This window comes from Rhodococcus sp. NPDC059968 (assembly GCF_042738615.1).
Classification (GTDB): Bacteria; Actinomycetota; Actinomycetes; order Mycobacteriales; family Mycobacteriaceae; genus Rhodococcus_F.
In genome coordinates this window covers 16,646-39,819 of sequence record NZ_JBHWUE010000047.1, presented here as the reverse complement: position 1 = coordinate 39,819, position 23,174 = coordinate 16,646, and the positions used below count along the sequence as shown (strand labels likewise).

Annotated in this window: 27 protein-coding genes; 14 read left to right on the top strand and 13 right to left on the bottom strand. The window is 67.2% G+C overall.

Annotation, left to right across the window (positions count from 1 at the left end):
* Positions 1-36 precede the first annotated feature (36 nt).
* Together ACFWAY_RS31035 and ACFWAY_RS31030 are read left to right on the top strand one after the other, a co-directional pair.
* Positions 37-801 (top strand): GAF and ANTAR domain-containing protein, encoded by a 765-nt coding sequence (locus tag ACFWAY_RS31035; protein WP_378513238.1) that lies wholly within the window; start codon positions 37-39, stop codon positions 799-801.
* A gap of 358 nt (positions 802-1,159) precedes the next feature.
* Complete coding sequence (locus ACFWAY_RS31030) at positions 1,160-1,468, top strand: STAS domain-containing protein (protein ID WP_005251861.1); 309 nt, start codon at positions 1,160-1,162, stop codon at positions 1,466-1,468.
* A gap of 22 nt (positions 1,469-1,490) precedes the next feature.
* On the opposite strand, the gene ACFWAY_RS31025 is transcribed toward ACFWAY_RS31030, so the two are convergent.
* From ACFWAY_RS31025 to ACFWAY_RS31015, 3 genes are all read right to left on the bottom strand, one after another.
* On the bottom strand, positions 1,491-2,693 hold the full coding sequence (locus ACFWAY_RS31025; protein WP_378513237.1) for a glycosyltransferase: 1,203 nt from the start codon (positions 2,691-2,693) through the stop codon (positions 1,491-1,493).
* A 186-nt stretch (positions 2,694-2,879) separates the two neighbouring features.
* Complete coding sequence (locus ACFWAY_RS31020) at positions 2,880-3,035, bottom strand: DUF6131 family protein (protein WP_005251863.1); 156 nt, start codon at positions 3,033-3,035, stop codon at positions 2,880-2,882.
* A gap of 16 nt (positions 3,036-3,051) precedes the next feature.
* Entirely contained in the window at positions 3,052-3,609 is a 558-nt protein-coding gene (locus ACFWAY_RS31015; protein ID WP_378513236.1) for a DUF2231 domain-containing protein, read from the bottom strand.
* Between the two features lie 96 nt (positions 3,610-3,705).
* Here ACFWAY_RS31015 and ACFWAY_RS31010 point away from each other — a divergent pair, with 96 nt between their 5' ends.
* A complete protein-coding gene (locus tag ACFWAY_RS31010) occupies positions 3,706-3,936 on the top strand; it encodes a hypothetical protein (protein WP_378451887.1) in 231 nt (76 codons plus the stop codon).
* 21 nt (positions 3,937-3,957) lie between these two features.
* Here the strand turns inward: ACFWAY_RS31010 and ACFWAY_RS31005 are convergent, their stop codons facing one another.
* Positions 3,958-4,818, bottom strand: coding sequence for a polyphosphate kinase 2 family protein (locus ACFWAY_RS31005; RefSeq protein ID WP_378513235.1), 861 nt, complete (start codon positions 4,816-4,818; stop codon positions 3,958-3,960).
* Between the two features lie 35 nt (positions 4,819-4,853).
* Here ACFWAY_RS31005 and ACFWAY_RS31000 point away from each other — a divergent pair, with 35 nt between their 5' ends.
* On the top strand, positions 4,854-6,329 hold the full coding sequence (locus ACFWAY_RS31000; protein ID WP_378513234.1) for a flavin-containing monooxygenase: 1,476 nt from the start codon (positions 4,854-4,856) through the stop codon (positions 6,327-6,329).
* Here ACFWAY_RS31000 and ACFWAY_RS30995 read toward each other — a convergent pair.
* A complete protein-coding gene (locus ACFWAY_RS30995) occupies positions 6,316-6,621 on the bottom strand; it encodes a DUF4873 domain-containing protein (RefSeq protein WP_378451890.1) in 306 nt (101 codons plus the stop codon). The genes ACFWAY_RS31000 and ACFWAY_RS30995 overlap by 14 nt on opposite strands.
* Positions 6,622-6,669: 48 nt before the next feature.
* The gene (locus tag ACFWAY_RS30990) at positions 6,670-7,410 is read right to left on the bottom strand and encodes a TetR/AcrR family transcriptional regulator (RefSeq protein ID WP_378513233.1); all 741 of its coding nucleotides are present in this window, start codon (positions 7,408-7,410) and stop codon (positions 6,670-6,672) included.
* Positions 7,411-7,555: 145 nt separating this feature from the next.
* Between ACFWAY_RS30990 and ACFWAY_RS30985 the strand changes: the two genes are divergently transcribed.
* The 7 genes from ACFWAY_RS30985 to ACFWAY_RS30955 all read left to right on the top strand — a co-directional run bounded on the left by ACFWAY_RS30985 (position 7,556) and on the right by ACFWAY_RS30955 (position 13,498).
* Positions 7,556-8,827, top strand: coding sequence for a DUF445 domain-containing protein (locus ACFWAY_RS30985; protein ID WP_378513254.1), 1,272 nt, complete (start codon positions 7,556-7,558; stop codon positions 8,825-8,827).
* Between the two features lie 103 nt (positions 8,828-8,930).
* Complete coding sequence (locus ACFWAY_RS30980) at positions 8,931-9,437, top strand: helix-turn-helix domain-containing protein (RefSeq protein ID WP_005261063.1); 507 nt, start codon at positions 8,931-8,933, stop codon at positions 9,435-9,437.
* Positions 9,430-10,263, top strand: a complete 834-nt coding sequence (gene tadA / locus ACFWAY_RS30975; RefSeq protein WP_378451891.1) for a major lipid droplet protein TadA — start codon at positions 9,430-9,432, stop codon at positions 10,261-10,263. Before ACFWAY_RS30980 ends, tadA begins: the two co-directional genes overlap by 8 nt.
* Positions 10,264-10,335: 72 nt before the next feature.
* Positions 10,336-10,629: a DUF2516 family protein gene (locus ACFWAY_RS30970; protein WP_005251878.1), complete on the top strand. Its 294-nt coding sequence runs from the start codon at positions 10,336-10,338 to the stop codon at positions 10,627-10,629.
* Between the two features lie 108 nt (positions 10,630-10,737).
* Complete coding sequence (locus tag ACFWAY_RS30965) at positions 10,738-11,679, top strand: diiron oxygenase (RefSeq protein WP_378513232.1); 942 nt, start codon at positions 10,738-10,740, stop codon at positions 11,677-11,679.
* The gene (locus ACFWAY_RS30960; protein ID WP_378513231.1) at positions 11,679-12,449 is read left to right on the top strand and encodes a MerR family transcriptional regulator; all 771 of its coding nucleotides are present in this window, start codon (positions 11,679-11,681) and stop codon (positions 12,447-12,449) included. The genes ACFWAY_RS30965 and ACFWAY_RS30960 overlap by 1 nt, the downstream gene beginning before the upstream one ends.
* A 17-nt stretch (positions 12,450-12,466) precedes the next feature.
* Positions 12,467-13,498, top strand: a complete 1,032-nt coding sequence (locus ACFWAY_RS30955) for an alpha/beta fold hydrolase (RefSeq protein WP_378451894.1) — start codon at positions 12,467-12,469, stop codon at positions 13,496-13,498.
* 70 nt (positions 13,499-13,568) lie between these two features.
* Here the strand turns inward: ACFWAY_RS30955 and ACFWAY_RS30950 are convergent, their stop codons facing one another.
* Genes ACFWAY_RS30950 through ACFWAY_RS30940 form a run of 3 tightly spaced genes read right to left on the bottom strand, consistent with a single transcriptional unit; the run spans position 13,569 to position 16,481 of the window.
* The gene (locus ACFWAY_RS30950) at positions 13,569-14,369 is read right to left on the bottom strand and encodes a carbon-nitrogen hydrolase family protein (protein ID WP_378513230.1); all 801 of its coding nucleotides are present in this window, start codon (positions 14,367-14,369) and stop codon (positions 13,569-13,571) included.
* A 1-nt stretch (position 14,370) separates the two neighbouring features.
* Positions 14,371-15,723, bottom strand: coding sequence for an MFS transporter (locus ACFWAY_RS30945; protein ID WP_378451896.1), 1,353 nt, complete (start codon positions 15,721-15,723; stop codon positions 14,371-14,373).
* Entirely contained in the window at positions 15,720-16,481 is a 762-nt protein-coding gene (locus ACFWAY_RS30940; RefSeq protein ID WP_378513229.1) for an HpcH/HpaI aldolase/citrate lyase family protein, read from the bottom strand. Before ACFWAY_RS30940 ends, ACFWAY_RS30945 begins: the two co-directional genes overlap by 4 nt.
* Before the next feature lie 194 nt (positions 16,482-16,675).
* On the opposite strand from ACFWAY_RS30940, the gene ACFWAY_RS30935 reads away from it, so the two are divergent.
* Positions 16,676-17,347, top strand: a complete 672-nt coding sequence (locus ACFWAY_RS30935) for a GntR family transcriptional regulator (protein ID WP_378451898.1) — start codon at positions 16,676-16,678, stop codon at positions 17,345-17,347.
* 13 nt (positions 17,348-17,360) lie between these two features.
* Here ACFWAY_RS30935 and purU read toward each other — a convergent pair whose 3' ends face one another.
* Together purU and ACFWAY_RS30925 are read right to left on the bottom strand one after the other, a co-directional pair.
* Entirely contained in the window at positions 17,361-18,245 is an 885-nt protein-coding gene (gene purU, locus ACFWAY_RS30930) for a formyltetrahydrofolate deformylase (protein ID WP_378513228.1), read from the bottom strand.
* Positions 18,246-18,258: 13 nt separating this feature from the next.
* Positions 18,259-19,092, bottom strand: a complete 834-nt coding sequence (locus tag ACFWAY_RS30925; protein WP_378451900.1) for a class I SAM-dependent methyltransferase — start codon at positions 19,090-19,092, stop codon at positions 18,259-18,261.
* 57 nt (positions 19,093-19,149) lie between these two features.
* Between ACFWAY_RS30925 and deoC the strand changes: the two genes are divergently transcribed.
* Complete coding sequence (deoC, locus tag ACFWAY_RS30920) at positions 19,150-19,815, top strand: deoxyribose-phosphate aldolase (RefSeq protein ID WP_378451901.1); 666 nt, start codon at positions 19,150-19,152, stop codon at positions 19,813-19,815.
* Between the two features lie 12 nt (positions 19,816-19,827).
* Here the strand turns inward: deoC and ACFWAY_RS30915 are convergent, their stop codons facing one another.
* Positions 19,828-20,595 (bottom strand): DUF2993 domain-containing protein, encoded by a 768-nt coding sequence (locus tag ACFWAY_RS30915; RefSeq protein ID WP_164060717.1) that lies wholly within the window; start codon positions 20,593-20,595, stop codon positions 19,828-19,830.
* Between the two features lie 113 nt (positions 20,596-20,708).
* Between ACFWAY_RS30915 and ACFWAY_RS30910 the strand changes: the two genes are divergently transcribed.
* Entirely contained in the window at positions 20,709-21,326 is a 618-nt protein-coding gene (locus ACFWAY_RS30910) for a hypothetical protein (RefSeq protein WP_378451902.1), read from the top strand.
* Positions 21,327-21,344: 18 nt separating this feature from the next.
* Here ACFWAY_RS30910 and ACFWAY_RS30905 read toward each other — a convergent pair whose 3' ends face one another.
* Complete coding sequence (locus tag ACFWAY_RS30905) at positions 21,345-22,889, bottom strand: TROVE domain-containing protein (RefSeq protein ID WP_378513227.1); 1,545 nt, start codon at positions 22,887-22,889, stop codon at positions 21,345-21,347.
* Between the last annotated feature and the right edge of the window lie 285 nt (positions 22,890-23,174).

The following is a 23,174-nucleotide window of genomic DNA, read 5'->3' as shown; positions in this document are numbered from 1 at the left end:
TCGGCAGGGTCATGGTGGTCACGGGAGACGAGTGGGATGCCTGACGAGATTCACCTGCACACGTTGACGAGTGACGTCGAGACTGTGCAGGCCGACGCGGTCACCGCGTCGCTCGACTCCGTGCTCGGGTTGCTCGAGCCCGAGGGCGAGACCGACGCCGTGCTGCACACGCTGTGCCGGCGGGTAGTCCAGGCGTTCCCCGGTGCGGCGATGGCCGGGATCACTGTTCTCCGGGCGACGGGTCCCGTCACGGTGGCCGCGACGTCGGACGAGCTCGAAGCACTCGAGGAGTTGCAGTACCGCTTCGGCGAGGGCCCTGCGCTCGACGCCGTGCGCTCCCGCGAGACCGTGCGGGCCGACCGCGTCGCCGCGCACGAGAGGTGGCCGGCGTACGCCGCGAGTTCCGAACCGGCCGGCGTCCACAGCTACCTGTCCGTACCCCTGCCCGTCGCCGAGCAGTCAGCCGCGCTGAATCTGTACGGACTGTTGCCGCACGCCTTCCACCAGATGGACGCGTCGGTGCTCGAGTTGTACGTCGAGGCGGCAGCGGTCGCGGTTCGCAATGCGCGGCGGTACAGCGAGGCGAGAAATCTGATCGAGCAGCTTCGTATCGCCCTCCGGTCCCGCTCCGTCATCGACCAGGCGAAGGGAATCGTGATGGCGTTGCGGGGTCTCGACGCCGAGACCGCGTTCGACGTCCTCGTCACGCGTTCGCAGCGGGAAAACGTCAAACTGCGTGTGGTCGCAGAACGTGTCGTCGCGGCTGTTTCGGCGCGTACAACCGTGCATAACGGTTTGTAATCGCCGACCAGGGCAAATGAGAGCCCGAGTATCTGTTATTTCCTTGTGACACATCACAGGCGGGAGTAGTCTCGAACCGAGGTTGAACACACAGCCGATGTCGGGAAGCGCTGCCGTAGCAGACAGTGTCATGTGTCCGAGGTCGGGTCTGTCTGCAGGTGCTCCGCTTCCCCACTCAATGTTCGAGATGGGGTGAGCCATGTCTGTTGGTCCAGGGGTCCCAGAACCTGAAATGGCGTGTTCGGGCACGGAGTTCGGTACCACGTACAAGCCGAGGGTAACGCTCTCGGCAGTCGGTTCCGCTCCGACACGCTGTGCAAGCGCGGAATTCACTTCCGAGCGTCTAGGTTCCGGGGTGATGTTGGTAGGGGTGCGAGGCGAGATCGACCTGTTCAGTGCACCGGGGTTCCGCGACTACGTGTGCACACGGATCTCGCCCGAGGGGCAGTTCATCCTCGACATGTCGAAGGTGGATTTCATCGGAACAGCGGGTTTGTCGGTGCTCGACACCGTCCACGCGACGAACGTCCGGGACGGGCGGACGTGGGCGATGATCTGCGGCCGGCCGGTATATCGGCTGCTCAGGGCCGCGGGCCAGGAGTCGAGCTACCCGTGCTTCGCTTCCGTGGACAGTGCCCTCGGGGCCTGGCACGGCCGAACGGCCTGACCGTCCGAACCGGCGCCCGAAGTCAGTGGGCGCCGGTTCGATTCGTGCGCGGAGGAGCCGACACGCAGCGGCCGTAGGCGCGGAGGGTGTCGGTGGCGACACGGTCCCACGAGTAGCGGGCGCGGGCGCGATCGCAGCCCGCCATGCCGTATCCCGTGCGCAGGGCGTCGTCGTCGAAGATCTGTCGCAGGGCCTCGGCCAGGCGGACCGGGTTGCGCGGTGAGATGAGGCGTCCGGTGATGCCGTCGACCACCGTGTCCCGCATACCGCCGACGGCGGACGCCACCACCGGGGTACCGCAGGCCATCGCCTCGAGCGGAACCATGCCGAACGGCTCGTACCACGGGGTGCACACGACGGCATCCGCCGAGCGCAGCAGCGAGGGCATGGCGTTTCTCGGCACGCGCCCGACGATCCGTACCCGGTTGCGCACCTTCGCCTGACGGGCCAGTGTCAGCAGTCGCGACGCTTCGGGGTCGTCGGCGACGTCGTCGGCGGCCGGCCCGCCCGCGATGACGAGTTCGGTGTCGGGAAAGTGGGTGAGCGCCTCGATGGCGGTGTCGAAGCCCTTGCTCGGCGCCAGCCGGCCGACCATGACGAGGCGATGGCGTTTGCCCTTCTCGTCGGCGCGGCCGTCGGGCGTGAACTCGGCGACGTCGACGCCGGACGGAACCACGGACGTTCGCGAGCGCGGCAGGCCGAGGTGGGAGAGTTCGAACACCTCGTCGGTGCACGTCGCCACGACCCGGGTGGCTCCGCGGGCGATCAACTGTTCCAAGTGAATTCGGTTGTGGGTGCTCGACGAATCCGCGCGCTCGAAACGCTGCTCGACCACCCCGAGCGCATGGAATGTCTGGACCACCGGAATGCCGAGCGTGCGGGCGGCGAGTTGCGTCGCGATCCCGGACATCCAGTAGTGGGCATGGACGATGTCGGGCCGCTCGGCTTCCCATTCGGTCTTCAGGAAGCTGCCGAATGCCCCCATCAGCGGCAGGATCTCGGCCTCGGACATCCGCCGCGCGGGCCCGACCGGGACGTGCACCACGGTGTACCCGCCGGGGGTCGTGACCCGTTCCGGGGCGCCCTCGCTGTCCGCCCGGGTGTAGACGGTGACGTCGTGCCCCTCTCGCGTGAGGGCGGCCGACAGTTCGGCGAGGTGAATACTCTGCCCCCCGACGTCGGCGCCGTCCGAGACGTCGAGAGGGCTGGCGTTGGCCGAGACCATCGAAATCCTCAATCGTCTCGAGGTGCCGACGGCTGCAGTTCTCATCGGCTGCCCGCCGCACACGGGAGATCTCGGTTCGCGATGAATGGCCGTCATGCCACGGGGATTCCCGAACTTCGGGTTTGTAAACCGACCGGCTAGCACTCTGTCACAGGACAGGTCGCATGGGCCGGCCGGTGTTGCGATCTAGTACCAGCGCCGCCTGCCGCCGACCGCACGCCCGGTGGCGCCGAGAATCCACAGGATCGCGCCGATCACCAGGAGGATGATGCCGATGGTCCACAGCCAGGTGAGGCCGGTGAGCCATCCGATCAGGAGCAAGATCAGTCCGAGCACGATCATGACGTTCCTCGATTCTTCATCCCACCGGGGTGACGAGAGAGTCCGATCCCGGACCCTCCCGCACCCCGTCGACTCCTGCGCCCATTGCGTAGGTCAGATGCCCGCCGAGCGCGCCGCCGATGCCGATCGCGAGTAGTCCCGCGGTGCTCGTGGCGACTGCGCGTGCGTCCGTTCCGTGTCTGCGGCGAAGGTAGGACGCGAGCATGGCCGTGATGCCGATGGCGTTGGCCTCGGCGTGGATCAGGCCGACGCGGCGCTGACGCGTATCGCGTTCGGCCCAGTCCGCCCAGCCGGTCACCAACGTCGGGGGAGTGGCGAGCAGTCCCAGGCCGATCAGCCTGCGTGCGCCGACGTGATCGCGGAATGCCAGATCGAAGACGGTCGCGCCGACCCACGCCCCGATGGGGAGGCTGACGAGAACGGGATGCACGGGGTGCCCGAGCCAGGATCCGCGTAACACCGCGCCCGCGTCGGACGAACCGAGCGCCCCCTGGATCCTCTGTTGCAGGAACCGGCTGCCGCCGTCGAGGAACCCGGCGGACTCCGCCTTCCGGAACAGGCTCTCGAGGTTCATGATGTCCGATTACCCAGGGCGGCGCGAAGAAAACCGGCCTACCTTGTCGTCGATGCAGGTCGGGCGTAGCGTCGGGACCACGTTCTCGAAGGTGAGGTGAGTGCCGTGAAACTCAATCTCTTCGCTGCTTGGGTCAGCTTCGCTCTCGTGCTGTTGTCGGTGGTCTGTCTCGGCGGGTTCCTCGTCGCCGCAGGCTCGGGGCAGGGCGGCTGGGCGGTGATCTCCGGATCTCTGTGCGTCGTCGCGCTGGCCGGAGCGATGGCGCTGTACGGCGGAACCGTGCGTCACGATCACAGGTTGCACCACGAATCGCCGCACCTCTTCTGACGGCGGCATTTCCGGGCGGCCTCAGGATTCCGCGAGTCTCCGCTTCTCCGCTTCGATGTCGAAAGTGGCGGGCGGCCAGTCGAGGTCGAGCTTCTCCAGGGCGTCGATCAGCAGCTCGGTGACCGCGATCCGGCTGTACCACTTGCGGTCGCACGGAACCACATACCACGGCGCGTAATCGGTCGACGTCTCGTCGAGCATCGCCTGATACGCGTCCTGGTACGCGGGCCACAGCGTGCGCTCGTCGACGTCCGAGGGGTTGTACTTCCAGTACTTGTCCCGGCGTTCCAGCCGTTCGAGCAGCCGCGACTTCTGTTCGTCGAGGGATACGAACATCGCGACCTTCACCAGCGTCGTGCCGCCGGCGACGAGCTCCTTCTCGAATTGGTTGACCTCGTCGTAGCGGCCGCTCCAGATTTCCTGGGGCACGAGATCGTGAACCCGGACCACCAGTACGTCCTCGTAGTGCGACCGGTCGAACACACCGAGTTGCCCGCCGCGGGGCAGGGCCTTGTTGATCCGCCACAGGAAGTGGTGGCGCTTCTCCTCGGGAGTGGGCACGCCGAACGACGCGTGATCCACGCCCTGCGGATCCACGTGCCCGATGACGTGGCGGACCATCCCACCTTTACCCGCGGTGTCCATGCCCTGGAGCACGAGGAGCACCGACCGGCGATCCCCGGATCGACCGTTGGCGTAGAGCTTCTCCTGGAGGGCGGACAGCACCGTCCCGCGTTCCTCGAACAGCCGCTGCCCGTCCGCCTTGTCACCGGCGAATCCGGGTGTGCCTCCGCAATCGAGTTCGGCGATGCGCTGACCCGGACGAAACCGCAGGGCCTCGATTGCCGGCGTCGTCCAGAATCCGCGTGCGTTGTCTGCCATGTGCAAACAGTGCCACAGGGGCGTTATATGGAGGAATGGGCGGCGAGGTGCATCGTTGCCGTGTCCTGGTGATCGGGACGGGCTTTTCCGGTCTGGGCACGGCCATCCAACTCCGCAAGCGAGGCCGCGACGACTTCATCCTGCTGGAGAAGGCGCGGGAGGTCGGCGGCACCTGGCGGGAGAACACGTACCCGGGCTGCGCGTGCGACGTGCCCTCGCATCTGTATTCGTTCTCGTTCGAGCCGAACTCGGACTGGACGCAGATGTGGTCGGGGCAGGAGGAGATCTTCGACTATCTGCACGGCCTGGCCGACAAGTACGACCTGCGGCGCAACATCCATTTCGGCCGCACGATGACGGGTGGGTACTGGGACGCCGAACGTCAACGGTGGCACATCGACACCGAGTCGGGAGACGAGTACGTCGCCCAGTTCGTCGTCTCCGGGATCGGCGCCCTCCATATCCCGAATGTCCCCGATCTGCCCGGCGCCGACACGTTCGCGGGCACGGCGTTCCACTCGGCGCAGTGGAACCACGACTACGACTTGCGGGGCAAGAAGGTCGCGGTGATCGGCACGGGGGCCAGTGCCGTCCAGTTCATTCCCGAAATCGTGGGCGACGTCGCGGAGTTGCAGTTGTATCAGCGGACGCCGCCGTGGGTGATACCCCGTCTGAACGTCGGTATTCCGCCGAAGGCGCGGCGACTGTTCGGCCGGGTTCCGCTCACGCGCCGGATGTTGCGTGCCGTCGTCTACTGGTTGCACGAGTCGTTGGCGCTCGGGTTCAACGGGCATCCCCGCCTGATGCGGCCGATCGAGAAGCTGGCGCGGAAGAACCTGAACAAGACCGTCACCGATCCGGTACTCCGCCGCAAGCTGACCCCGTCCTACAGCATCGGCTGCAAGAGAATCCTCGGGTCGGGCGACTATTACCCGGCGCTGATCTCACGGAAGTCGGAAGTGATCACGGAGGGTATCGCGGAGGTCCGTCCGCACAGCATCGTCGCGGGAGACGGGACGGAACGGGAGGTCGACGCGATCATCTACGGCACCGGATTCCACGTCACCGACGGTTTCGAGAGTGTCGACCTGACGGGAGTCGACGGGAGGCACCTCGCCGAGGAATGGAAGGAGCACGGAATTCGTACCCACCTCGGTATCACCGTCGCGGGTTACCCCAACGCGTTCTTCCTCCTCGGCCCCAACACCGGCCTCGGTCACAATTCGGTGGTGTTCATGATCGAGTCGCAGATTCGTTACGTCCTGCGGCTGATGGATCTCGTCGACCGGCGCGGCGCCGATTCCGCGGTGGTCCGGCCGACGGTGCAAAGCAGCTTCAACACCGATATCCAACAGAAATTGGCGAAAGGGGTGTGGTCCAGCGGCGGGTGCGTGAGCTGGTACCTGGACTCGCATGGCGTCAATCGCACGATCTGGCCGGGTTCGACCGTGCGCTACTGGCGGCAGACGCGGTCGGTCGATCCCGCGGACTTCGAGTTCACGCCCGGCTGAACGGCGGGGGCGTCACTCCGTCGACGAGATGGCTTCCCCAGAGGTCCACTCCGGTGATCCGCGCGGTGGCCGTGCCTTCCGGGCTGGTGATCTGTAGTTCGGTGCCGGCGGACAGGTCTGCATCTGCACCGAGGGCGTCCGTCAGGGTGCGGACGCGGCCGTGCCAGACGTACCGACCGCTGATGGGTTCGAAGTTTCCCGCCAGCTGGACCTGCACGGTCACGGCGGGACGGTCGCCGACGACGATGTCGGCGGGGCCGCGGTAGCCCTCTTCTTCCTCGTGTTCGTTCACACGGGCAAGTTTACCTGTAACTGCTAGTTACACAAGAATGGATCGGCCTTAGTCGGTCTCGGCCGCAGGCGGCAGCAGCGGGTGCGGGATCGCATTGAATCGCGCGGGCGAGCCGTTGACGGCAGCGATGCCGGTGACGCCGCCCCAGGTCATCATCGTGAGGTAGTTGATCAGATCCTCGACCGACATGGACCGGTTGGAGATCCACCAGTGCGTTGCCAACTGCACACCGCCGACGATTCCGTACGCCCAGGGGACGGCTCCGCCGGAGTCCATCTCCATCTGCCGCAGCCGCTCGCCGAGAACGGTGGAGAGCACCTCCGCGATCATCCGTTCCGAATCGGCGACCGTCTCGCGGCCGGGGCCGGAGCCGTTGGCCATGATGTACAGGTAGACGTCGGGATCCGACGCCACCGTCTCGACGTACGCCGTGATGGTGGCGCGGGTCAGCTCGAAGTCGTCGAGGTCTCCGCCGATGGCCTCGTAGATCCGCGGGGCGAGCGTGGTTTCCACGTAACGCGCCATGGTCGCGTTCGTCAGATCGCTCTTGTCCGCGAAATAGCGGTACAGCACGGTCTTGGAGACACCGATCTCGGATGCGATCTCGTCCATGCCGATGTCCCGTCCGCGCAGGCGGATGGCGGCGATCGTGCCGTCGACGAGTTCTTCTCGGCGTGCGATTTTGTGCTCACGCCAGCGGCGCTTGCGCCCATCGGGCTTTGCTGCCTTGTCCAGCTTCGTCATCGACTCGGTCACCTGCTCGGGATCCTTCACGCCGTCGTTCGCCACTGACTCTCTTCACATCCGTTTCGTGTCGCGATCTTCTGTCAGCTTAGTGCTCGGGTCTTGTCGCCCGGCACAACGCCGTCTGTGCGGGCGCGCGTCCGACGGCTGGGCGGCCGCCTCCGCGCCGACCTTGGGCACAATGGCGTCTGTGGACCAATTGAGCCTTTCCGCCTTCGACGACGACGCGAAGCGCCGCGATCTCCGCAAGATGAAGGCTGTCGCGACGGGCTTCCTCGTGTTCGCCACGGTGGTCTACCTCGTGTGCAGGTGGCAGGAATCCCGGGGCGCGGGGGCGTGGGTCGGCTACGTGCGGGCCGCGTCGGAGGCAGGCATGGTCGGTGCGCTGGCCGACTGGTTCGCGGTGACGGCCCTGTTCCGGCATCCGCTCGGGTTGCCGATCCCGCACACCGCGATCATCAAGCGCAAGAAGGACCAGCTGGGGGCGAGCCTCAGCAACTTTGTCGGCCAGAACTTCCTCGCCCCCGAAGTGGTGTCCGCCAAGGTCGAGGCCGCGGAGATCCCGCTGCGGCTGGGCACGTGGATGGCGCAGCCCAAGCATGCCGCGCGCGTCGCTGCCGAGACGGCCACCATCCTGCGCGGGTTCGTCGAGATCCTGCGCGACGAGGACGTGCAGCAGATCATCGACAGCACACTGGTGCGCAGGCTGGCCGAGCCACAGTGGGGGCCGCCGATCGGGCGCGTGCTCGGCGAACTCCTGCGCGAGAACCGGCAGCTGCCGATCCTGGATCTGCTCGCCGAGCGGGCGCACCAGTGGGCGCTCGGGAGCCAGGAGACCATCGACCGGATCGTCAGCCGCGATTCGCCCGCCTGGTCGCCCAAGTTCGTCGACGCCATGCTCGGCGAGAAGATCCACCGGGAACTCGTCGAATTCACGTGGAAGGTGCGTTCCAATCCGGAGCACGAGGTGCGGCAGGCGGCCAACCGCTTCCTCGTCGACTTCGCCGACGACCTGCAGAACGACCCCGCGACCATGCAGAAGGCCGAGAAGATCAAGGCCGAGATCATGGGACGCGAGGAGGTGACCGGCCTCGCCGCGGCGACGTGGACGGTCGCCAAGCGCCTGATCATGGAATCCGTCGACGACCCGAACAGCACGCTGCGCACGAAGGTCGCGGAGAACGTCGTGCGATTCGGCGAGCGGCTGCGCGACGACCACGAGCTGAGGGCCAAGGTCGACGGGTGGGTGCTTGCCGGCACGCGCTACGTCGTCGTCCACTACACCGACGAGGTCACCGCGATCATCTCCGACACCGTCGAGCGCTGGGACGCCGAGGAGGCGTCCAAGAAGATCGAGCTGCAGGTGGGACGGGATCTCCAGTTCATCCGCATCAACGGCACCGTGGTCGGTTCGATCGCGGGCCTGCTGATCTACACCTTCTCGACGTTGCTGTTCGGCTGACAACCGCCTCGGCGGAGGGTCCGCTAGCTGGGTGCTAACAGAGTGCTTGCAATTGCTAGCACCCTGCTTTAGGCTTGGTTCTGCCCAGCAACACGGAGGACTGATGGCAAGCGATGATCGCGACGCAGCCGGTGCAGGAGATCTGGCAGCTCGCGTAGTCAGCAACGCCGCTCACGACATCGGAGGTTTCATTCGTGCCCAGCGCGAAGCAGCCCAGGTGTCGATGCGGCAGCTGGCGCAGCTGGCCGGTGTCAGTAATCCGTATCTGAGTCAGATCGAGCGTGGGTTGCGCAAGCCCTCGGCCGAGGTGCTTGGGCAGATAGCCAAGGGTCTCCGGGTGTCTTCGGAGGTCCTGTACGTCCAGGCGGGTTACCTCGAGCAGCGGCCACACGGTCCCCTCCGTGACGCTCTGCTCGCGGATACGGCCATCACCGAGCGGCAGAAGCAAGTGCTGCTCGAGATCTACGAGTCGTTCTGTCGTGAGAACGAATCGGCGGAAGCGGCCGAATCCCGGACGTCCGAGCTTCGGACAGAAGAACATCAGCGTTCTGATTCCCAGACGCCTGAACCAGAACCCCCCACCGTTGAACAGGAGAAAGCCGATGACTGACCAGAAGACCATCGACAGCGTCAAGACCTCGCTGTATGCGGCCGTAGGCGCCGGAGACGTAGTCGTGCAGGCCGTGGCCGACGTCGTCGCCCAGGTCCGCTCGCGCGCCGAGTCCACCCAGGGTGACGTCGAGGAGCGTGTCGGCGGCGCCAAGGAGCGCATCGCCGGGCTCCAGGAAGAGGTCACCGAGGGCGTCGAGAACCTTCGCGACCGCCTCGCCGGACTGCCGTCCGAGCTGCCCGAGGAGCTTGCCGAGCTGCGTGAGAAGTTCACCGCCGACGAGCTGCGCAAGGTCGCCGAGGCCTACCTGAAGGTCGCATCCGACCTGTACACGTCGCTCGCCGAGCGTGGCGAGGACACCGTCGAGCGCATCCGTAAGCAGCCGGTCGTCGAGGAGGGGATCGGCCGCGCCGAGACCGCCTTCGGTGACGCCGTCGAGCTGACCGAGGAAGCTCTCGGCACCGTGGCCCGCCAGACGCGCGCCGTGGGCGAGCAGGCCGCGAAGCTCGCGGGCCGCGCGTCGGGTCGCATCTCCGACACCGCCGAGGGGCTCGGCGAGGCCATCGCCGACGCCGGCGACGAGGCTGCCCTGAAGGTTCTCGACCTGGGCGACCAGGCCGAGGAAGCGTCGAAGGGCGCTGCTGATCGCGTCACCGCCACCGCGGCCGACGTCCAGGCTCGCGCCGACAACGCCGTCCCGGCCAAGCACGCCGCTCCGGCGAAGAAGGCTGCTCCGGCCAAGGCTGCGGCAACTCCGGCCCCGGCCCCGGCCCCGGCCAAGAAGGCTGTTCCGGCCAAGAAGGCTCCTCCGGCCAAGAAGGCTTGATCCTTCACGCTTTTCGGCCCCCGCACATTCGGTGCGGGGGCCGTTTGCGTGTCGACCTCGTAGGATGGGGCTGTGATTCAAGTTGACGGCGTCGTCTCGGTGATCTTGTTGGTGATTCGCATCGTCGCCCTGGGCGGTGCTGCATACGCGCTGTTCCACGCGGCTCGCCAGCGCAAAGACGCGTTCACCGCCGTGGACAAGTTGAGCAAGCCGATCTGGCTGAGCATTCTCGCGGTCGCGTTCCTCGTCCTCCTGCTGTTCCCCGCCGTGCAGTTGTTCGGCATCGTCGCGGTCGTCGCGGTGTGCGTCTATCTCGTGGACGTGCGCCCGCGCGTCGACGACGTGCAGCGCGGGCCTCGCTGGTAGCCGCACCACACCCATGCGCACGCAAAGTCTTGGACCTCTTGCGCCCAAACGATGACAATGTACATTGTGACAATGCTATTGTGGTGACACGGCTACCGAGGAGCTGACATGTCCGTCGTCCACCTGCGTGACTCAGCGAGCGATGCCCACCCGACGTCCCGTCTGACGCGAACCGGCGATCGCCAGGACACCGCGGCCCGACTGCTCGCCTCCGCCGCGCGCAAGTCGTACGACCCGCTGATCGAGGTCGACTGGGAGGCGCCGATCCCGGAAGACCGGTACGGCATGACCCCGGAGTGGTGCAGCCTGTACGGCACCGAGCTGTGGGACACCATGACCGAGGAGCGGCGCGTCACCCTCACCAAGCACGAGGCGGCCAGCATCGCCGGCACCGGGATCTGGTTCGAACTGATTCTGATGCAGATGCTGGTCCGCGACATCTACTCGCACGACCCGGCCACCCCGCACGTGCAATTCGCGCTCACCGAGATCGCGGACGAATGCCGGCACTCCACGATGTTCGCCAGATCCGCACAGCGGTTCGGGATCCCGTCGTACCGGCCCAAGTGGTGGATCCGGCAGAGCGCGCGGGCGTTCAAGGCCACGGCCACGGGTTCGCTGGCGTACGGCGGCATGCTGTTCGCCGAGGAGATCCTCGACATGATGCAGCGCGATTTCATGAAGGACGAACGGGTGCAGCCGATAACCCGCACCGTCAGCAAGATTCACGTGCTCGAGGAAGCCCGGCACATCAAGTTCGCGCGCGAGGAGACGGTCCGCCGCGTGCGGAATGCGTCGTGGTTCACCAGGGCGCGCGTGCGACTCGTACTCGGGACCACCGCCTACTTCGTCGTCACCAGCCTGGTGAATCCGCAGGTCTACGCGGCCGCGGGTCTCGACGTGGACCAGGCGAAGAGGGCCGCGAAGTCGAACCGGCACTATCACGACATGCTGCGCGAGGGCTGCTCGAAGACCATCGAATTACTCGACGAGGTGGGACTCGTCGGCGGACCGTCCCGGCTGCTGCTCCGACGGGCGCACATCGTCTGATGAAGGAATACCGGATCGACGACCTCGCACGCGAGGCGCGGGTGAGCGTGCGCAACGTGCGCGTCTACCAGGACCGCGGACTGCTCCCGCCGCCACGGAAGCAGGGGCGCACCGGGTGGTACAACGAATCGCACCTCGCCCGGCTCCACCTGATCGGGCGCATGCTCGATCGCGGCTACACGTTCGCCACCATCAGTGAACTCCTCACAGCCGCGCACTACGGGCTCCAGGTCAAGGACGTTCTGGAGACCGACGACCCGGGCAGCCGGTGGAAGAAGCGCAGGCGAGCGGCCCGTCTCACGATCGCCGAGCTGAAGCGCATGTTCGGTGCGCAGACCACCGAGGCCAACATCGCCCGGGGCACCGAACTCGGAGTGCTCGTTCCCGCCGGGGACGACTACTCGGTGAACAATCCGCGACTGGTCGAGGCGGCGCAGGTCCTCGTCGACGCCGGCATCCCGCTCGAGGACGTCCTCGAACAGACCGCGGCGGTGCGACAAGACCTCTCGGACGTCGCCGCGCGGTTCGTCGCCGTCGTCGCGGACCGCTATCTCGCCGCCGAGGGTGAGCCGCTCGAACTCGACGAGGCGAAGGTCTCGGACATCGCGCGGCTCGTCGACCAGATGCGTCCCCTCGCGCACGACGCCGTCCAGTCGCTGTTCGAAGAGGCGATGGAGGAGCAGATCTCCAAGGCACTCGAGCGGGCGGCCCGCCAGCTCGGCGAGACACCGGGTCCGGCGACGAGCACGGACACCAGCAGAGCAAGTTAGACAGGACAGGGGTAGGAATGACCAGCAGTTCGCGCACCATCGCCTTCCGGGCACTCGCCGGCGCAGCCGGAGTGGGTGCCGTCGTCGCCGCGGCAGCGGCGATCCGCCACAAGCGCGCCACTCGCGGGTTGACGTTGTCGACCGAAGTGGCGCCGAACGAGCTGCTGCGCACCCCGAATCTGCGCCCGGACGTGACGGAGATCCTCACCGACGACGGGGCGACGCTGTACGTCCGCGCCTACGGTCCGGTGGACGGCGATCCCATTGTGCTGAGCCATGGTTGGACCTGTTCCACCGAATACTGGTACCCGCAGGTGAACGCGCTCGCGGACGAGTACCGGGTCATTACCTACGACCAGCGTGGGCACGGCCGCAGCACGGTCGGCTCGCTGGCGCTCGGCCCCGACGTCCTCGCCGACGACCTGTCGGAGGTGCTGAAGGCGACGGTGCGTGACGACAAGAAGGCCGTGCTCGTGGGTCACAGCATGGGTGGCATGAGCATCATGGCGTGGGCAGGCAGGCACCCCGACGAGGTGAAGAAGTACGCGTCGGCAGTTCTGCTCGCCAGCACCGCCTGCGACCGGCTCATCGCCGAGACCACCGTCATCCCGCTACCGAATCGTTTTCCGCGAGTCCCGGTTCCGGTCGGCCGCGCCGTCCTGAGCACACCGGTCCCATTGGTGTCGTCGCCGGTGATGACCCGCGCGCTCCAGTACGTGTCGATGTCGCCGAACGCCTCCCGCGCCGAAGTCCAGTTCTGCGAGAACATCGTCCGGGACTGCAAGCCGCGCATCCGCGGCGGCTGGGGTGCTGCGCTCAGCGGCCTCGACATCCACGAGGCACTCGACAACCTCGACGTCCCGACCACGGTGCTCGTCGGCTCCATGGACCGGCTGACCCCACCTGTCCACGCCCGCAAGCTCGCTCGCGTCCTGGACGAGGCCGGTCACCTCGAGCGGCTGATCGTCCTACCCGGCGTCGGCCACATGAGCTCCGTCGAGAACATCGACGAGTTCGACAAGGAGATCGTGCGTCTCCGCAATCTCTGATCCGACAGTTGCACGCGAGTTTGTCAGGCTCACACGCAATAGTGTGTGAGCCTGACTAATTCGCCGGAATCTACTGGTTGGCGACCACACCGAAGCGGCGCAGCGACAGTGCCGGGTTCTTGGCACGGACCTCTGCGATCCGCTCGGCGGAGACGGTGCCGATCGCGGTCCCGACCCGTTCGCCGAGGGACGCGATCACCACCCCCATCGGATCCACGATCATCGACGCACCCGAACCGGCCGGGGCGCTCTGATCGGCCGCGGCGACGTAGATGGTGTTCTCGATGGCCCGGGCGCGGACGAGCGTGGTCCAGTGGTCTTCCTTGAGCGGGCCGGGCACCCACTCGGCGGGCAGAACGAGGACATCCGCGCCCGAGTCGACGATGCGCCGGGTCACCTCCGGGAACCGCAGGTCGTAACACGTCTGCATGCCGAAGGTGACGCCGTCGACGGTGAACGTCTCGGGTTCGCCGATCGAGCCGGCCTGCACGAAGTCCGACTCCTGGTAACCGAATGCGTCGTACAGGTGCAGCTTCCGATACGCGGCGGCGATGCTGCCGTCGGGGGCGACCGCGACGAGGGTGTTGAAGATGCGGCGCTCGCCCGGGATCGCTTCGTTGATCCCGGCGACGAGGGTCAACCCGTGCCGGGCGGCGATCTCGCGCAGTCCGGTGACGAACTCGCCCTCGAGGGATTCCGCAGAGTCCACGAACCGCTCGTCCATCGTCGGGACCGTGAACATCGCGTATTCGGGTGCTGCCAGTACCCGGGCGCCGCCCGCCGCCGCCTCCTCGGCGAACTTCGCGATCCGGCCGAGGTTGTCCTGCTTGTCCGAACCCGGTGCGAACTGTGCGATTGCGATGTCGACCATGTCAGTGCCTTTCCGAAGTGACGGGTGCGGGCATCCGTTCGATCTTGCCGAGCACCACGGTGTAACAGAAGATTCCGCCGATCAGGACCGCTCCGGTCGCGAGGAAGGCCCCCGCGAACGAGCCCGTGGAGTCGACCACCATGCCGGTCACGATGGGCGCCGCGATCCCAAGGAGGTTGGCGACGAAGTTGACGATCCCGCCGAGCGATCCGGTGTACCCCTGCGGGGCGATCAGAGCGACGATGCTGGAACCAGCGGGAACCGAGACGGCCAGTCCGGCTGCGCCGACCGACAGGAAGATCAGCGCGACGGCGATCGATCCCGCATACGCTGCGCCCGTCACCGCGAGGGACGCGAGCAGGCTGACCACCAGCACGGTTCGGCGCACCTTGGTGACGTCGCCGGTCCGAGCCAGCCATCGGTCCATCAGGATGCCCGCGATGAGGAACTGCGCGATGACGGCGACCAGCCACGGAATCATCGTATAGATGCCGCCCTTGAGCAGGTTCACCCCGAACTGCTTCTCCAGATAGGCCGGCAGCCAGGTGAGCAGGACGTAGTAGGCGTAGGTGTACGACGCGTACCCGAGCGCCAGGCCCCACGTCTTGCGTCGGCGCAGGAGGTAACCCAGTCCGTTGAGTGACCCGGCCGTCTCGGCGTCTTCGTCCTCCGCGCCGCCGGCTCGGATGAAGTCGAATTCCGCCTGGCTGAGGCGTCCCTTGGCGAGAGCCTGTTTCGGGGTGAGGTAGAGCAGCCACCACACGGCCAGGTAGCCGACGGACAGGATGCCGGTGAAGATGAACGCCGCGTGCCAGCTGAACGTGGTGACGAGGAAGGCCATGATCGGGATGCCGATCACGTTGGAGATCTTCGCGCACCCGTCGAAGACGGCCGTGGCGGTTCCACGCTCCTGCCGAGGGAACCACTGACCGATCGCCTTCCAGCCCGCGGGCACCGTCGGCGCCTCGCCGACGCCGAGGACCAGACGGGCGACGAGAAGCATGCCGAGACCACCCGCGGCGGCGGACGCGAACGAGGCGACCGCCCACATGAACGCCGCCGCCCGGTTGACCCACCGGACGCCGATCTTGTCGATGAACGATCCGATCGGCATCTGAAGCATGGCGTATGTCCAGAGGAACGCCGAGGACACCATGCCCATCTGCGACGCACTGATCTCGAAGTCGCGCATGATCTCCGGGGCGGCGATCGAGAGGTTGACTCGGTCGATGTAGTTGACGAACATTCCGACGCCGAGAACGCCGGCGATGGTCCACCGGGCACGGCCCACCTTGGGGTGGGCCTCCGCTTCCGCGCTGTCGGGGGATACCGGTCCCGACGTCTGGGTCGTCATCGTGACTCCCTGATCTGCTTGATCTGCTTGATCTGCTCGAACGGTCCGGCGAATCCTGCGGCGAGTGCGCCGTGCTGCATGATGAGCGCCATCTGGTCGGCCCCGTGCTGCACCGCGAACTCCTTCTCTTCCACGCTCCACGCGGGGAGCACCCAGGGCTTGCCCGCCTCGGCGGCCGCCGAGGCCACCGCGGCGAGGTCGGTGAAGTCACCCTCTTCGCGTGAGTATGCCCCGCGTTCGCGGCGGAGGGAGAGGTCGGACGGTCCGACGAACACGCCGTCGACGGTGTCGAGTGCGAGGATCTCGGCGATGTTCTCGATCGCTCCGGCGTCCTCGATCATCGGGTAGCAGCGGGTGAACGTGTCCTGCTCCGTGACCCACTCGTCGGTGAAACCGCCGTAGTTGGTGGTGCGACCGCCCGCGAAACTCCGGTCGCCGAGTGGCGGGAACTTCGCGAACGCCGTGATTTCCTTTGCGTGAGCCGCATTTTCGATGTGGGGGATGACGACAGCCGTCGCGCCGAAGTCCAAGGCCTGCTGGATTGGGCCGCGTTCGGGTCCGAGCACCTTCGCCAGGACCTCCATGCCGAGGCTGCGCAGGAACGGGATGAACCGTTCGAGGTCCGCGAGGTCGAAGGATCCGTGCTCGATGTCGAGGACCACGGCGCCGTAGCCGATGCCGCGCGCGATCTCCGCTGCGGCGAAGCTCGGGTCGGACAGCCAGATCGCGTAACGCCGATCGGCGGGGGTGCTGTACATGCTGGTGGTCTCCTTTTTCGTGGGGTCCCTTGCCGGAAACGGGTGGCTCTCGGCAATCACTGCGCTGTGACCGCTCACACATCCACTCCGTATACGTCATGTATACACAGAGAATACTTGGTGTGTCCATAGCTTGTATGATCAATTTGTTACGAGTCCGTCAATCCGATGGGCCGTCTGACGAAGGGATCGAGATGTCGGCATCGACGCTCGCCGGGCCCACCGGTGAATCCGGACCGGCACGAGATCGGGTCTACGTCTGGCTGCGGGACGAGATCATCCGCGGGTCCATCGAAGGCGGCCGATTCCTCGACGAACTCTGGGTGTCAGGGACGATGGGAGTGTCACGCACTCCGGTGCGAGAAGCGTTTCACCGCCTCGCCGCCGAACGGTTCATCACGCTGCTTCCGCGCAAGGGTGCGCAGGTGCGCACGGTCACCGCGCGCGAACTCGAGGAGGTTTACCAGACCCGGCTGCTGATCGAGGGTCACGCGGTGTCCACCCTGTGCGCGCGGGGAGTCGGCGCACCCGCGCACATGGTCGATCTGATCGAGCCCATGGAGGCCGCGGGGCGCGAGCACGACTGGTTCGCGGTGTCCGGCCTCGACCGCGAATTCCACCTGACCATGGTCAGCGCCGCGCAGAACTCGGTGCTGACCGAACTCTACGATTCGCTGCGGTCGCGGCAGCAACGCGTCGCCGTCCGCGCGCTGAACGTCGGACCCCAGCGGCTCGACACCATCAACGCGCAGCACCGGGCGCTCGTCGCCGCACTCGAGGCGGTCGACGCCGACAAGGCGCTGGAGATCCTCACCGCCCACCTGCGGCCCGTCCCGGAAGTGCTGGCGTTGCTACCGTCCCAGTAGCGGGACGACGAAACTAGCTGAACACCACCGTCTTACGGCCGTGGACGAGGACGCGATCCTCGAGATGCCAGCGCAGGCCGCGGGACAGTACGAGCTTCTCGATGTCGCGGCCCTGCCGGACCATGTCCGCGACCTCGTCGGCGTGGTCGACGCGGATCACGTCCTGCTCGATGATGGGGCCCGCGTCGAGCTCGGCCGTCACGTAGTGGCAGGTGGCGCCGATCAGCTTCACACCGCGGGCGAAAGCCTGGTGGTAGGGGCGGGCACCGACGAACGACGGCAGGAAGCTGTGGTGGATGTTGATCGCCCGGCCGGCCCAGTGCTCGCACAGTTCCGAGGGCAGCACCTGCATGAAACGCGCCAGCACCACGGCATCGGGGTCGTGGGCGTCGACCAGTGCACGCACCTGCTCGAACGCGGGCCCGCGTTCGGCGGGATCCTTCGCGAACGGTACGTGATGGAAGTCGATGCCGTGCTGCCGCGTGACGGTCTCGAGATCGCGGTGGTTGCCGATCACCGCGCAGATGTCGGCGGGCAACTCGCCTCCGGCCGCACGGCCGAGCAGGTCGTGGAGGCAGTGCGCCTCCTTGCTCACCAGCAGCACCACCCGCTTGCGCTCACCCGTGTCGGACACCGTCCACTCGGTCTCGGGGCCGAGTTCGGCGGCGACGGCCGCGAAGCGCTCCCGGAGTTCCTCGATCGACATGTCGACCGAGGAGGCACGCACTGCCTGACGGGTGAAGAACCAGCCGGTGTCGGCGTCGGCGTGGTACGCCGCCTCGACGATCCAGCCGCCGACCTCGGCGAGGAACGTCGAGATCCGGGCGACGATGCCGGTGCGGTCGGGGCAGCCGAGAGAAAGAACGTACCGATGGTCCTCGGTCGAAGCAGCGCTCATGGGCAACAGTCTTTCAGGTCGCGCTCCGGCCGTTCACCACGGCGGTGCCGACGAGAGTCCCGGCGTCGATGTCGTGAATCGCGCGTTCGGTGAGCAGCTGCAGGAGATCGAGACGAATCTCCTCGACGGTCCCGGCGTCGAACGGGGCGAGCGCGCGGCGGAAGGCCCCACCCAGAACGAGGTCCCAGGAGAACTCGGGGGTCGCGGGAATGATGTTGGACAGATCCCGGACCTCGGTCGAGTGCGCTCCGAGCTCGCCGAGCCACTGGTGGAGCCCATCCGGGGTGTCGATGCGCGCGAGAGGATCGAACGGCGACCCGGCCGGTTCGGGCTCGGGTTCCCGGTGCCGGGCGACGGCGTCCTGGAACGCGCCCGCGAAGTCGCGCAACGCGCCCCGCCGCCACACCGTGATCCCGACCTTGCCGCCCTGCCGGACGAGGCCCGCGAGCCGGGTGAACGCGGCATCCATGTGGGGCAGGAAGAACACGCCGTACGAGCAGGCGAGCGCGTCGTAGCCCGCGTCCGGGACGGTGCTCGGCGGCTCCCACGTGGTGGCGTCCGCGCAGACGAACTCGATGTTCTGCAGTCCGCGCTCCGACGCCTTCAGCCGCCCCTGCTCGAGGAGTTCGTCGGCCAGATCGACGCCGTGGACCAGCCCCGACGGACCCACGGCGGTGGCCGCGGGGAGCGCCGAAGACCCTGCGCCGCAGCATACGTCGAGGACGGCGTCGCCGGGACGCAGTCCGAGCTGGAAGACGAGCGACTGCCCGGCCGGCGTCCATATGGCCGTCGTCAGCCGGTCGAACTCCAGCCGTGCCTCGTCGAAGATCGATCCCGGATCACTCATACGGCGATGCTAGGCCGTGCCGCGAGCCCCGGAAGGCATTGTGCGAAGCTCACAGGTATGTCCGACGTTGCACTGACCCGATCCCAGGTGGCCGACCTCGTCGACCACACGCTCCTCAAGCCCGAGGCCACCACCGACGACGTGAAGGCGCTGATCGACGAGGCGCGCTCGCTCGGTGTGCTCGCTGTCTGCGTGTCGCCGTCGATGCTGCCGGTCAAGGCGCCGGGTCTGGTGACCGCCGCGGTGGTCGGGTTCCCCTCGGGTAAGCACCACTCGCTGGTCAAGGGCGCCGAGGCCCGGCTCGCCGTGGACCAGGGCGCGCAGGAGATCGACATGGTGATCGACATCGGTGCCGCCGTGGCCGGCGACTTCAACGCGGTGCTGGCCGACGTCCTCACCGTCCGCGAAGCAGTCGGCGACCGCACGGTCCTCAAGGTGATCCTCGAGACCGCCGCGCTCAGCGACGAGGCGATCGTGGAAGCATGCCGGGCCGCCGAGCGGGCCGGCGCGAACTTCGTGAAGACGTCCACCGGATTCCATCCGGCCGGGGGAGCGACCGTGGAGGCGGTGCGACTGATGGCGCGGACCGTCGGCGGGCGGATCGGCGTGAAGGCGAGCGGCGGGATCCGCACCGCACAGGCCGCGCTCGACATGATCGCGGCCGGTGCGACGCGGCTGGGACTGTCGGGAACCCGTGCCGTCCTGGACGGGCTGCCCGACTGACCCTGCGGTCGATCAGACCAGCAGGCCGCAGCTGCTCTGCTGTTCCTGCTGTTGTTGCTGGGTGCCGGCGGCAGGCATCGTGTAGGCGCCACCTTCGAGGGTGATCTCGATGGCGTCGTCGGTGACCTTCAGTGACGTCGGCTGCATGCCCAGTGGGTAGGTCTGCAGACTCGAGGTCAGGGTCTGGACGACCCCGTCGACGAGATCTGTGGGAAGACCGAAACCGAGGATCTCTGCACCCACCGTCTCCACCTTGACGGTCCCGTTCACGACCTCCGGTTTGACGGTCAGATCCGCCAGCCCGGCCGGGCCGACGGAGAACCTCAGGGTTCCCGCGTTCGAATCGGCGGTGACACCGCTGATGAGCGAACCGAACGCCTGCTGCTGCAGCGTCGCGAGGATTCCCGCGGTGGACCAGGTGATGTCCGCGTCGGAACTGCCGATGGTGCCACTGCTGTCAGCGGTGTTCTCGATCCGGATGTCGTTGACCTGGGCGTGCACCTGCATGCCCTGAGCGGGGCCGAACTTGGTGTCGTCGCTGTCGATGGTGATGTACGGGACGTTCTTGTCGACCGACTGGAGCAGGACCGGCTTCCAGCTCAGTCCCACGTCCACCTGCGAGCCGAGTTGGCTCTCGAACTGGTCTGCCATGCAGGTCTTCACTCTGTTGCGCACGAAGAGTTCGCCGCCGACGAGGACCGCCACGAGCGCGGCGATGACGACAAGAGAGATGACGAGCACACGGTTACTTCGGGGTGCGGAGTTCGTTCGGGCTGCCATTGCATGGATTCTTCCCGACAACTCTGAACAAATTCTGTGAATGCGTCGGCGGCGGGTCGTCGAGATCCGCAGAAATTGTGATACGTGCCACAATCGCCCAGTAATCTAGGGGAATGTCCGGATGGTTGGCTCCACGTCCCGGTGACCCGGAGCGCGAGGGTGTCGGTGAAGAACTGACACGCGTCGCGACGGCTCAGGCGGGTTTTTTCACCACTGCGCAGGTGCTGCGCCTCGGTTTCGCCGCCGACGAGATCGGTGAGCGCGTCGCCGACGGCTCGTGGGTCAAGATCGAGCGAGATCTGTTCCGCTTGAAGGATTGTCCGCACTCCGATCTCGAGGAATTCGCGAAGTGGTGCACCTGGTTCGGTGCCGCCGCCGCGGTCTCGCACCAGAGTGCCGCCGAACTTCACGGCCTCGGGCACCTGTACCCGCGGTTCATTCACCTCTCGACGGTGTTGTCGCCGCCGTCGCCGACGCAGCAGTTGGCGTTGCACCGGCGTTCGCTCCGCCCGGAGGACTGCGAGCAGGTCGGCCCCCTGCGCATCACTACGCCGCTGTGCACGGCACTCGACCTCGCCGCGAGCGGTATCTCGCAGGAACTGCTCGACGAGGTGGTCGCCGACGGCGTCGCGATCGGGCGACTGAATGCGCGCACACTGCACGGCGAGTGCGGATCCCTGCCGGCGCAGGTGGCGCAGCGCGTCGAACACGCACTGGCCACCTGCACCTGACGGATCACCGCTCCGGGATCAGAACGGCCACTCGCCGTTCCGGGTGCCCTCCAGGAGCGGGATCATCGAGAATCCCGCGTCCGACAGTCCGCCGAACGTGTGGCGGTTCGCGGACCCCGTCGGTCCGTGTCCGTGTCGGTAGCCCGCCACGTTCCACGTGTAGACGGGGACGTCGGCCGGGACGTGCCGGGTCGGATCGCCCCACGCCGCCTGCTCGTCGGTGACGATGACGACGCGATCGTGGTCGCGGTAATGCTTCCGCACCGCGGACGCCGTGTCCGTGCCGCCCAGGTCGCCGAAGCTGTCTACCGCCCGCAGCACCGGCTGGTGCTTGAACGGCACGTACCGGCTGTCAGTGCCGAACTCGACCAGGTTGGCCCGTTCGGCGCGCGCCGCCAGTACGGTACCGAACACCGCGGCCGCGTCCGCCCTCGTCAGTTCCGACCGCGCCGAGACGCGGCTGTAGAACATCGATCCGGACCGGTCGACGAGTACCAGGGTGCGGCCGGGAAGCGACGGGACCGCGGACAGCGACGCCCCGAGCGCACGCTCGAGCGCATGTCCCCACCGCAGACTCGGCGCGTGCCGGTACGCCGCGAGGAACCGCATCGGCAGCTGCCGCGACTTCGCGACCTCCCCCGGATCGGCGATCCGGGCCGCCACCTGCTCCGCGACGTGGTCGGGGATCCCGGCCTCGTCGAAGTTCCTCAGGTTGCGAAGAAGCCCCATGTATCCCATGGACGGGATCACCGCCTGCCACGCTGCCGCATCCATCGGTCCCTGCAGCCAGCCGGCGAGCGACTCCCACGTCATCCCGGCCGCCGACAGCCGCTCCGGGTTCCGGAGGACAGCACGCCGATCCTCCGGTGGGAGTGCCGCCAGCGCCGCCCGTTCCGTGAGCATCCGCAGGCCGGTGGGGACGGCGTTCTCGCGTCCCTGCCGCCGATCGATCGCGTGCCGGAACAGCTCGCCCTGCCACGTCGCCGACGGCGACGCATGGGTGAGCTCGAGGACGTCGCCGAAGCGGACGTCCCTGGCATCGGAATCCCACTTCAGCAGTGAGCGTTCCGAGTACAGGCGGACGGCGGCGTCGGCGACACCGCGCTTGACCGGCTTCGGGATCGAACGACCGTGGCGCGCAATCCAGTAGGCGAGGATCTCACCCGGCTCGTCGGCCCGCTCCAGCGCCGAGGAGATGACGGCGCGGTTGCCGCCGTGCAGACCGGCGCCCAGCCGGGCACGGACGAACTCGGCGGCGGCCACCACCGACGCCGAACGCAGATGCGCATCGCGGCGCAGCCACCCGATCAGGCGGGCGGTCCACTCCGGGTCCGACAGGGTGACCTCGTGGATGAGCCCGACGAACCGGTTGTCGCGGTCCGGAGCCGACTCGTAGAACGTGTGCTCACCCACCATGTTGGTGACCGCGAGGAGGAACAACTCGCTCTTCGCGTCGCGGGCGTAGCCGATTCCGCCCTCGAAGGTGTGGCCGGCCGGCGTTTCCGACGTGATGGGGCTCTGTATCTTGGTGCGGCGCAGCGTCTTCAGGTTGAACTTGCTCATGGGTTGTTCCTCCTTTCGGGAGGTGTCGGTGCTCAGGGTGCGCGCCACCCGAGGTCGAGGCGACGACGGGGTGCGGAGTCGAACCGCGTGCTTGCGCACTTCGCCAGAGAAGTATCCGTCGTCTGCGCACCGGGTGGCGCGCACGCATGTCGTGCCGAGTTCGGAGTCGGCGGAGGCACGGACGCGCTCTACCGCTGAGCTACAGGGACCTGCGTCCCTGACCGGATTCGAACCGGCGACCACGCGATCCACAGTCGAAGTAGCCCTCGCCTGCGCACCGGCACA

Bases quoted from the DNA above. Each gene is read 5' to 3' on its own strand.
- ACFWAY_RS30925 (WP_378451900.1), bottom strand. From the start codon at position 19,092: ATGAGTGATCCGGGATCGATCTTCGACGAGGCACGGCTGGAGTTCGAC.
- purU (WP_378513228.1), bottom strand. From the start codon at position 18,245: ATGAGCGCTGCTTCGACCGAGGACCATCGGTACGTTCTTTCTCTCGGC.
- ACFWAY_RS31035 (WP_378513238.1), top strand. From the start codon at position 37: ATGCCTGACGAGATTCACCTGCACACGTTGACGAGTGACGTCGAGACT.
- ACFWAY_RS31020 (WP_005251863.1), bottom strand. From the start codon at position 3,035: ATGATCGTGCTCGGACTGATCTTGCTCCTGATCGGATGGCTCACCGGC.
- ACFWAY_RS30950 (WP_378513230.1), bottom strand. From the start codon at position 14,369: ATGGTCGACATCGCAATCGCACAGTTCGCACCGGGTTCGGACAAGCAG.
- ACFWAY_RS31025 (WP_378513237.1), bottom strand. From the start codon at position 2,693: ATGGTCTCGGCCAACGCCAGCCCTCTCGACGTCTCGGACGGCGCCGAC.
- ACFWAY_RS30915 (WP_164060717.1), bottom strand. From the start codon at position 20,595: ATGGCAGCCCGAACGAACTCCGCACCCCGAAGTAACCGTGTGCTCGTC.
- ACFWAY_RS30910 (WP_378451902.1), top strand. From the start codon at position 20,709: ATGTCCGGATGGTTGGCTCCACGTCCCGGTGACCCGGAGCGCGAGGGT.
- ACFWAY_RS30980 (WP_005261063.1), top strand. From the start codon at position 8,931: ATGGCAAGCGATGATCGCGACGCAGCCGGTGCAGGAGATCTGGCAGCT.
- ACFWAY_RS31000 (WP_378513234.1), top strand. From the start codon at position 4,854: ATGGGCGGCGAGGTGCATCGTTGCCGTGTCCTGGTGATCGGGACGGGC.
- ACFWAY_RS31030 (WP_005251861.1), top strand. From the start codon at position 1,160: ATGTTGGTAGGGGTGCGAGGCGAGATCGACCTGTTCAGTGCACCGGGG.
- deoC (WP_378451901.1), top strand. From the start codon at position 19,150: ATGTCCGACGTTGCACTGACCCGATCCCAGGTGGCCGACCTCGTCGAC.
- ACFWAY_RS30965 (WP_378513232.1), top strand. From the start codon at position 10,738: ATGTCCGTCGTCCACCTGCGTGACTCAGCGAGCGATGCCCACCCGACG.
- ACFWAY_RS31005 (WP_378513235.1), bottom strand. From the start codon at position 4,818: ATGGCAGACAACGCACGCGGATTCTGGACGACGCCGGCAATCGAGGCC.
- ACFWAY_RS30940 (WP_378513229.1), bottom strand. From the start codon at position 16,481: ATGTACAGCACCCCCGCCGATCGGCGTTACGCGATCTGGCTGTCCGAC.
- ACFWAY_RS30955 (WP_378451894.1), top strand. From the start codon at position 12,467: ATGACCAGCAGTTCGCGCACCATCGCCTTCCGGGCACTCGCCGGCGCA.
- ACFWAY_RS31015 (WP_378513236.1), bottom strand. From the start codon at position 3,609: ATGAACCTCGAGAGCCTGTTCCGGAAGGCGGAGTCCGCCGGGTTCCTC.
- ACFWAY_RS30935 (WP_378451898.1), top strand. From the start codon at position 16,676: ATGTCGGCATCGACGCTCGCCGGGCCCACCGGTGAATCCGGACCGGCA.
- ACFWAY_RS30945 (WP_378451896.1), bottom strand. From the start codon at position 15,723: ATGACGACCCAGACGTCGGGACCGGTATCCCCCGACAGCGCGGAAGCG.
- ACFWAY_RS30960 (WP_378513231.1), top strand. From the start codon at position 11,679: ATGAAGGAATACCGGATCGACGACCTCGCACGCGAGGCGCGGGTGAGC.
- tadA (WP_378451891.1), top strand. From the start codon at position 9,430: ATGACTGACCAGAAGACCATCGACAGCGTCAAGACCTCGCTGTATGCG.
- ACFWAY_RS30905 (WP_378513227.1), bottom strand. From the start codon at position 22,889: ATGAGCAAGTTCAACCTGAAGACGCTGCGCCGCACCAAGATACAGAGC.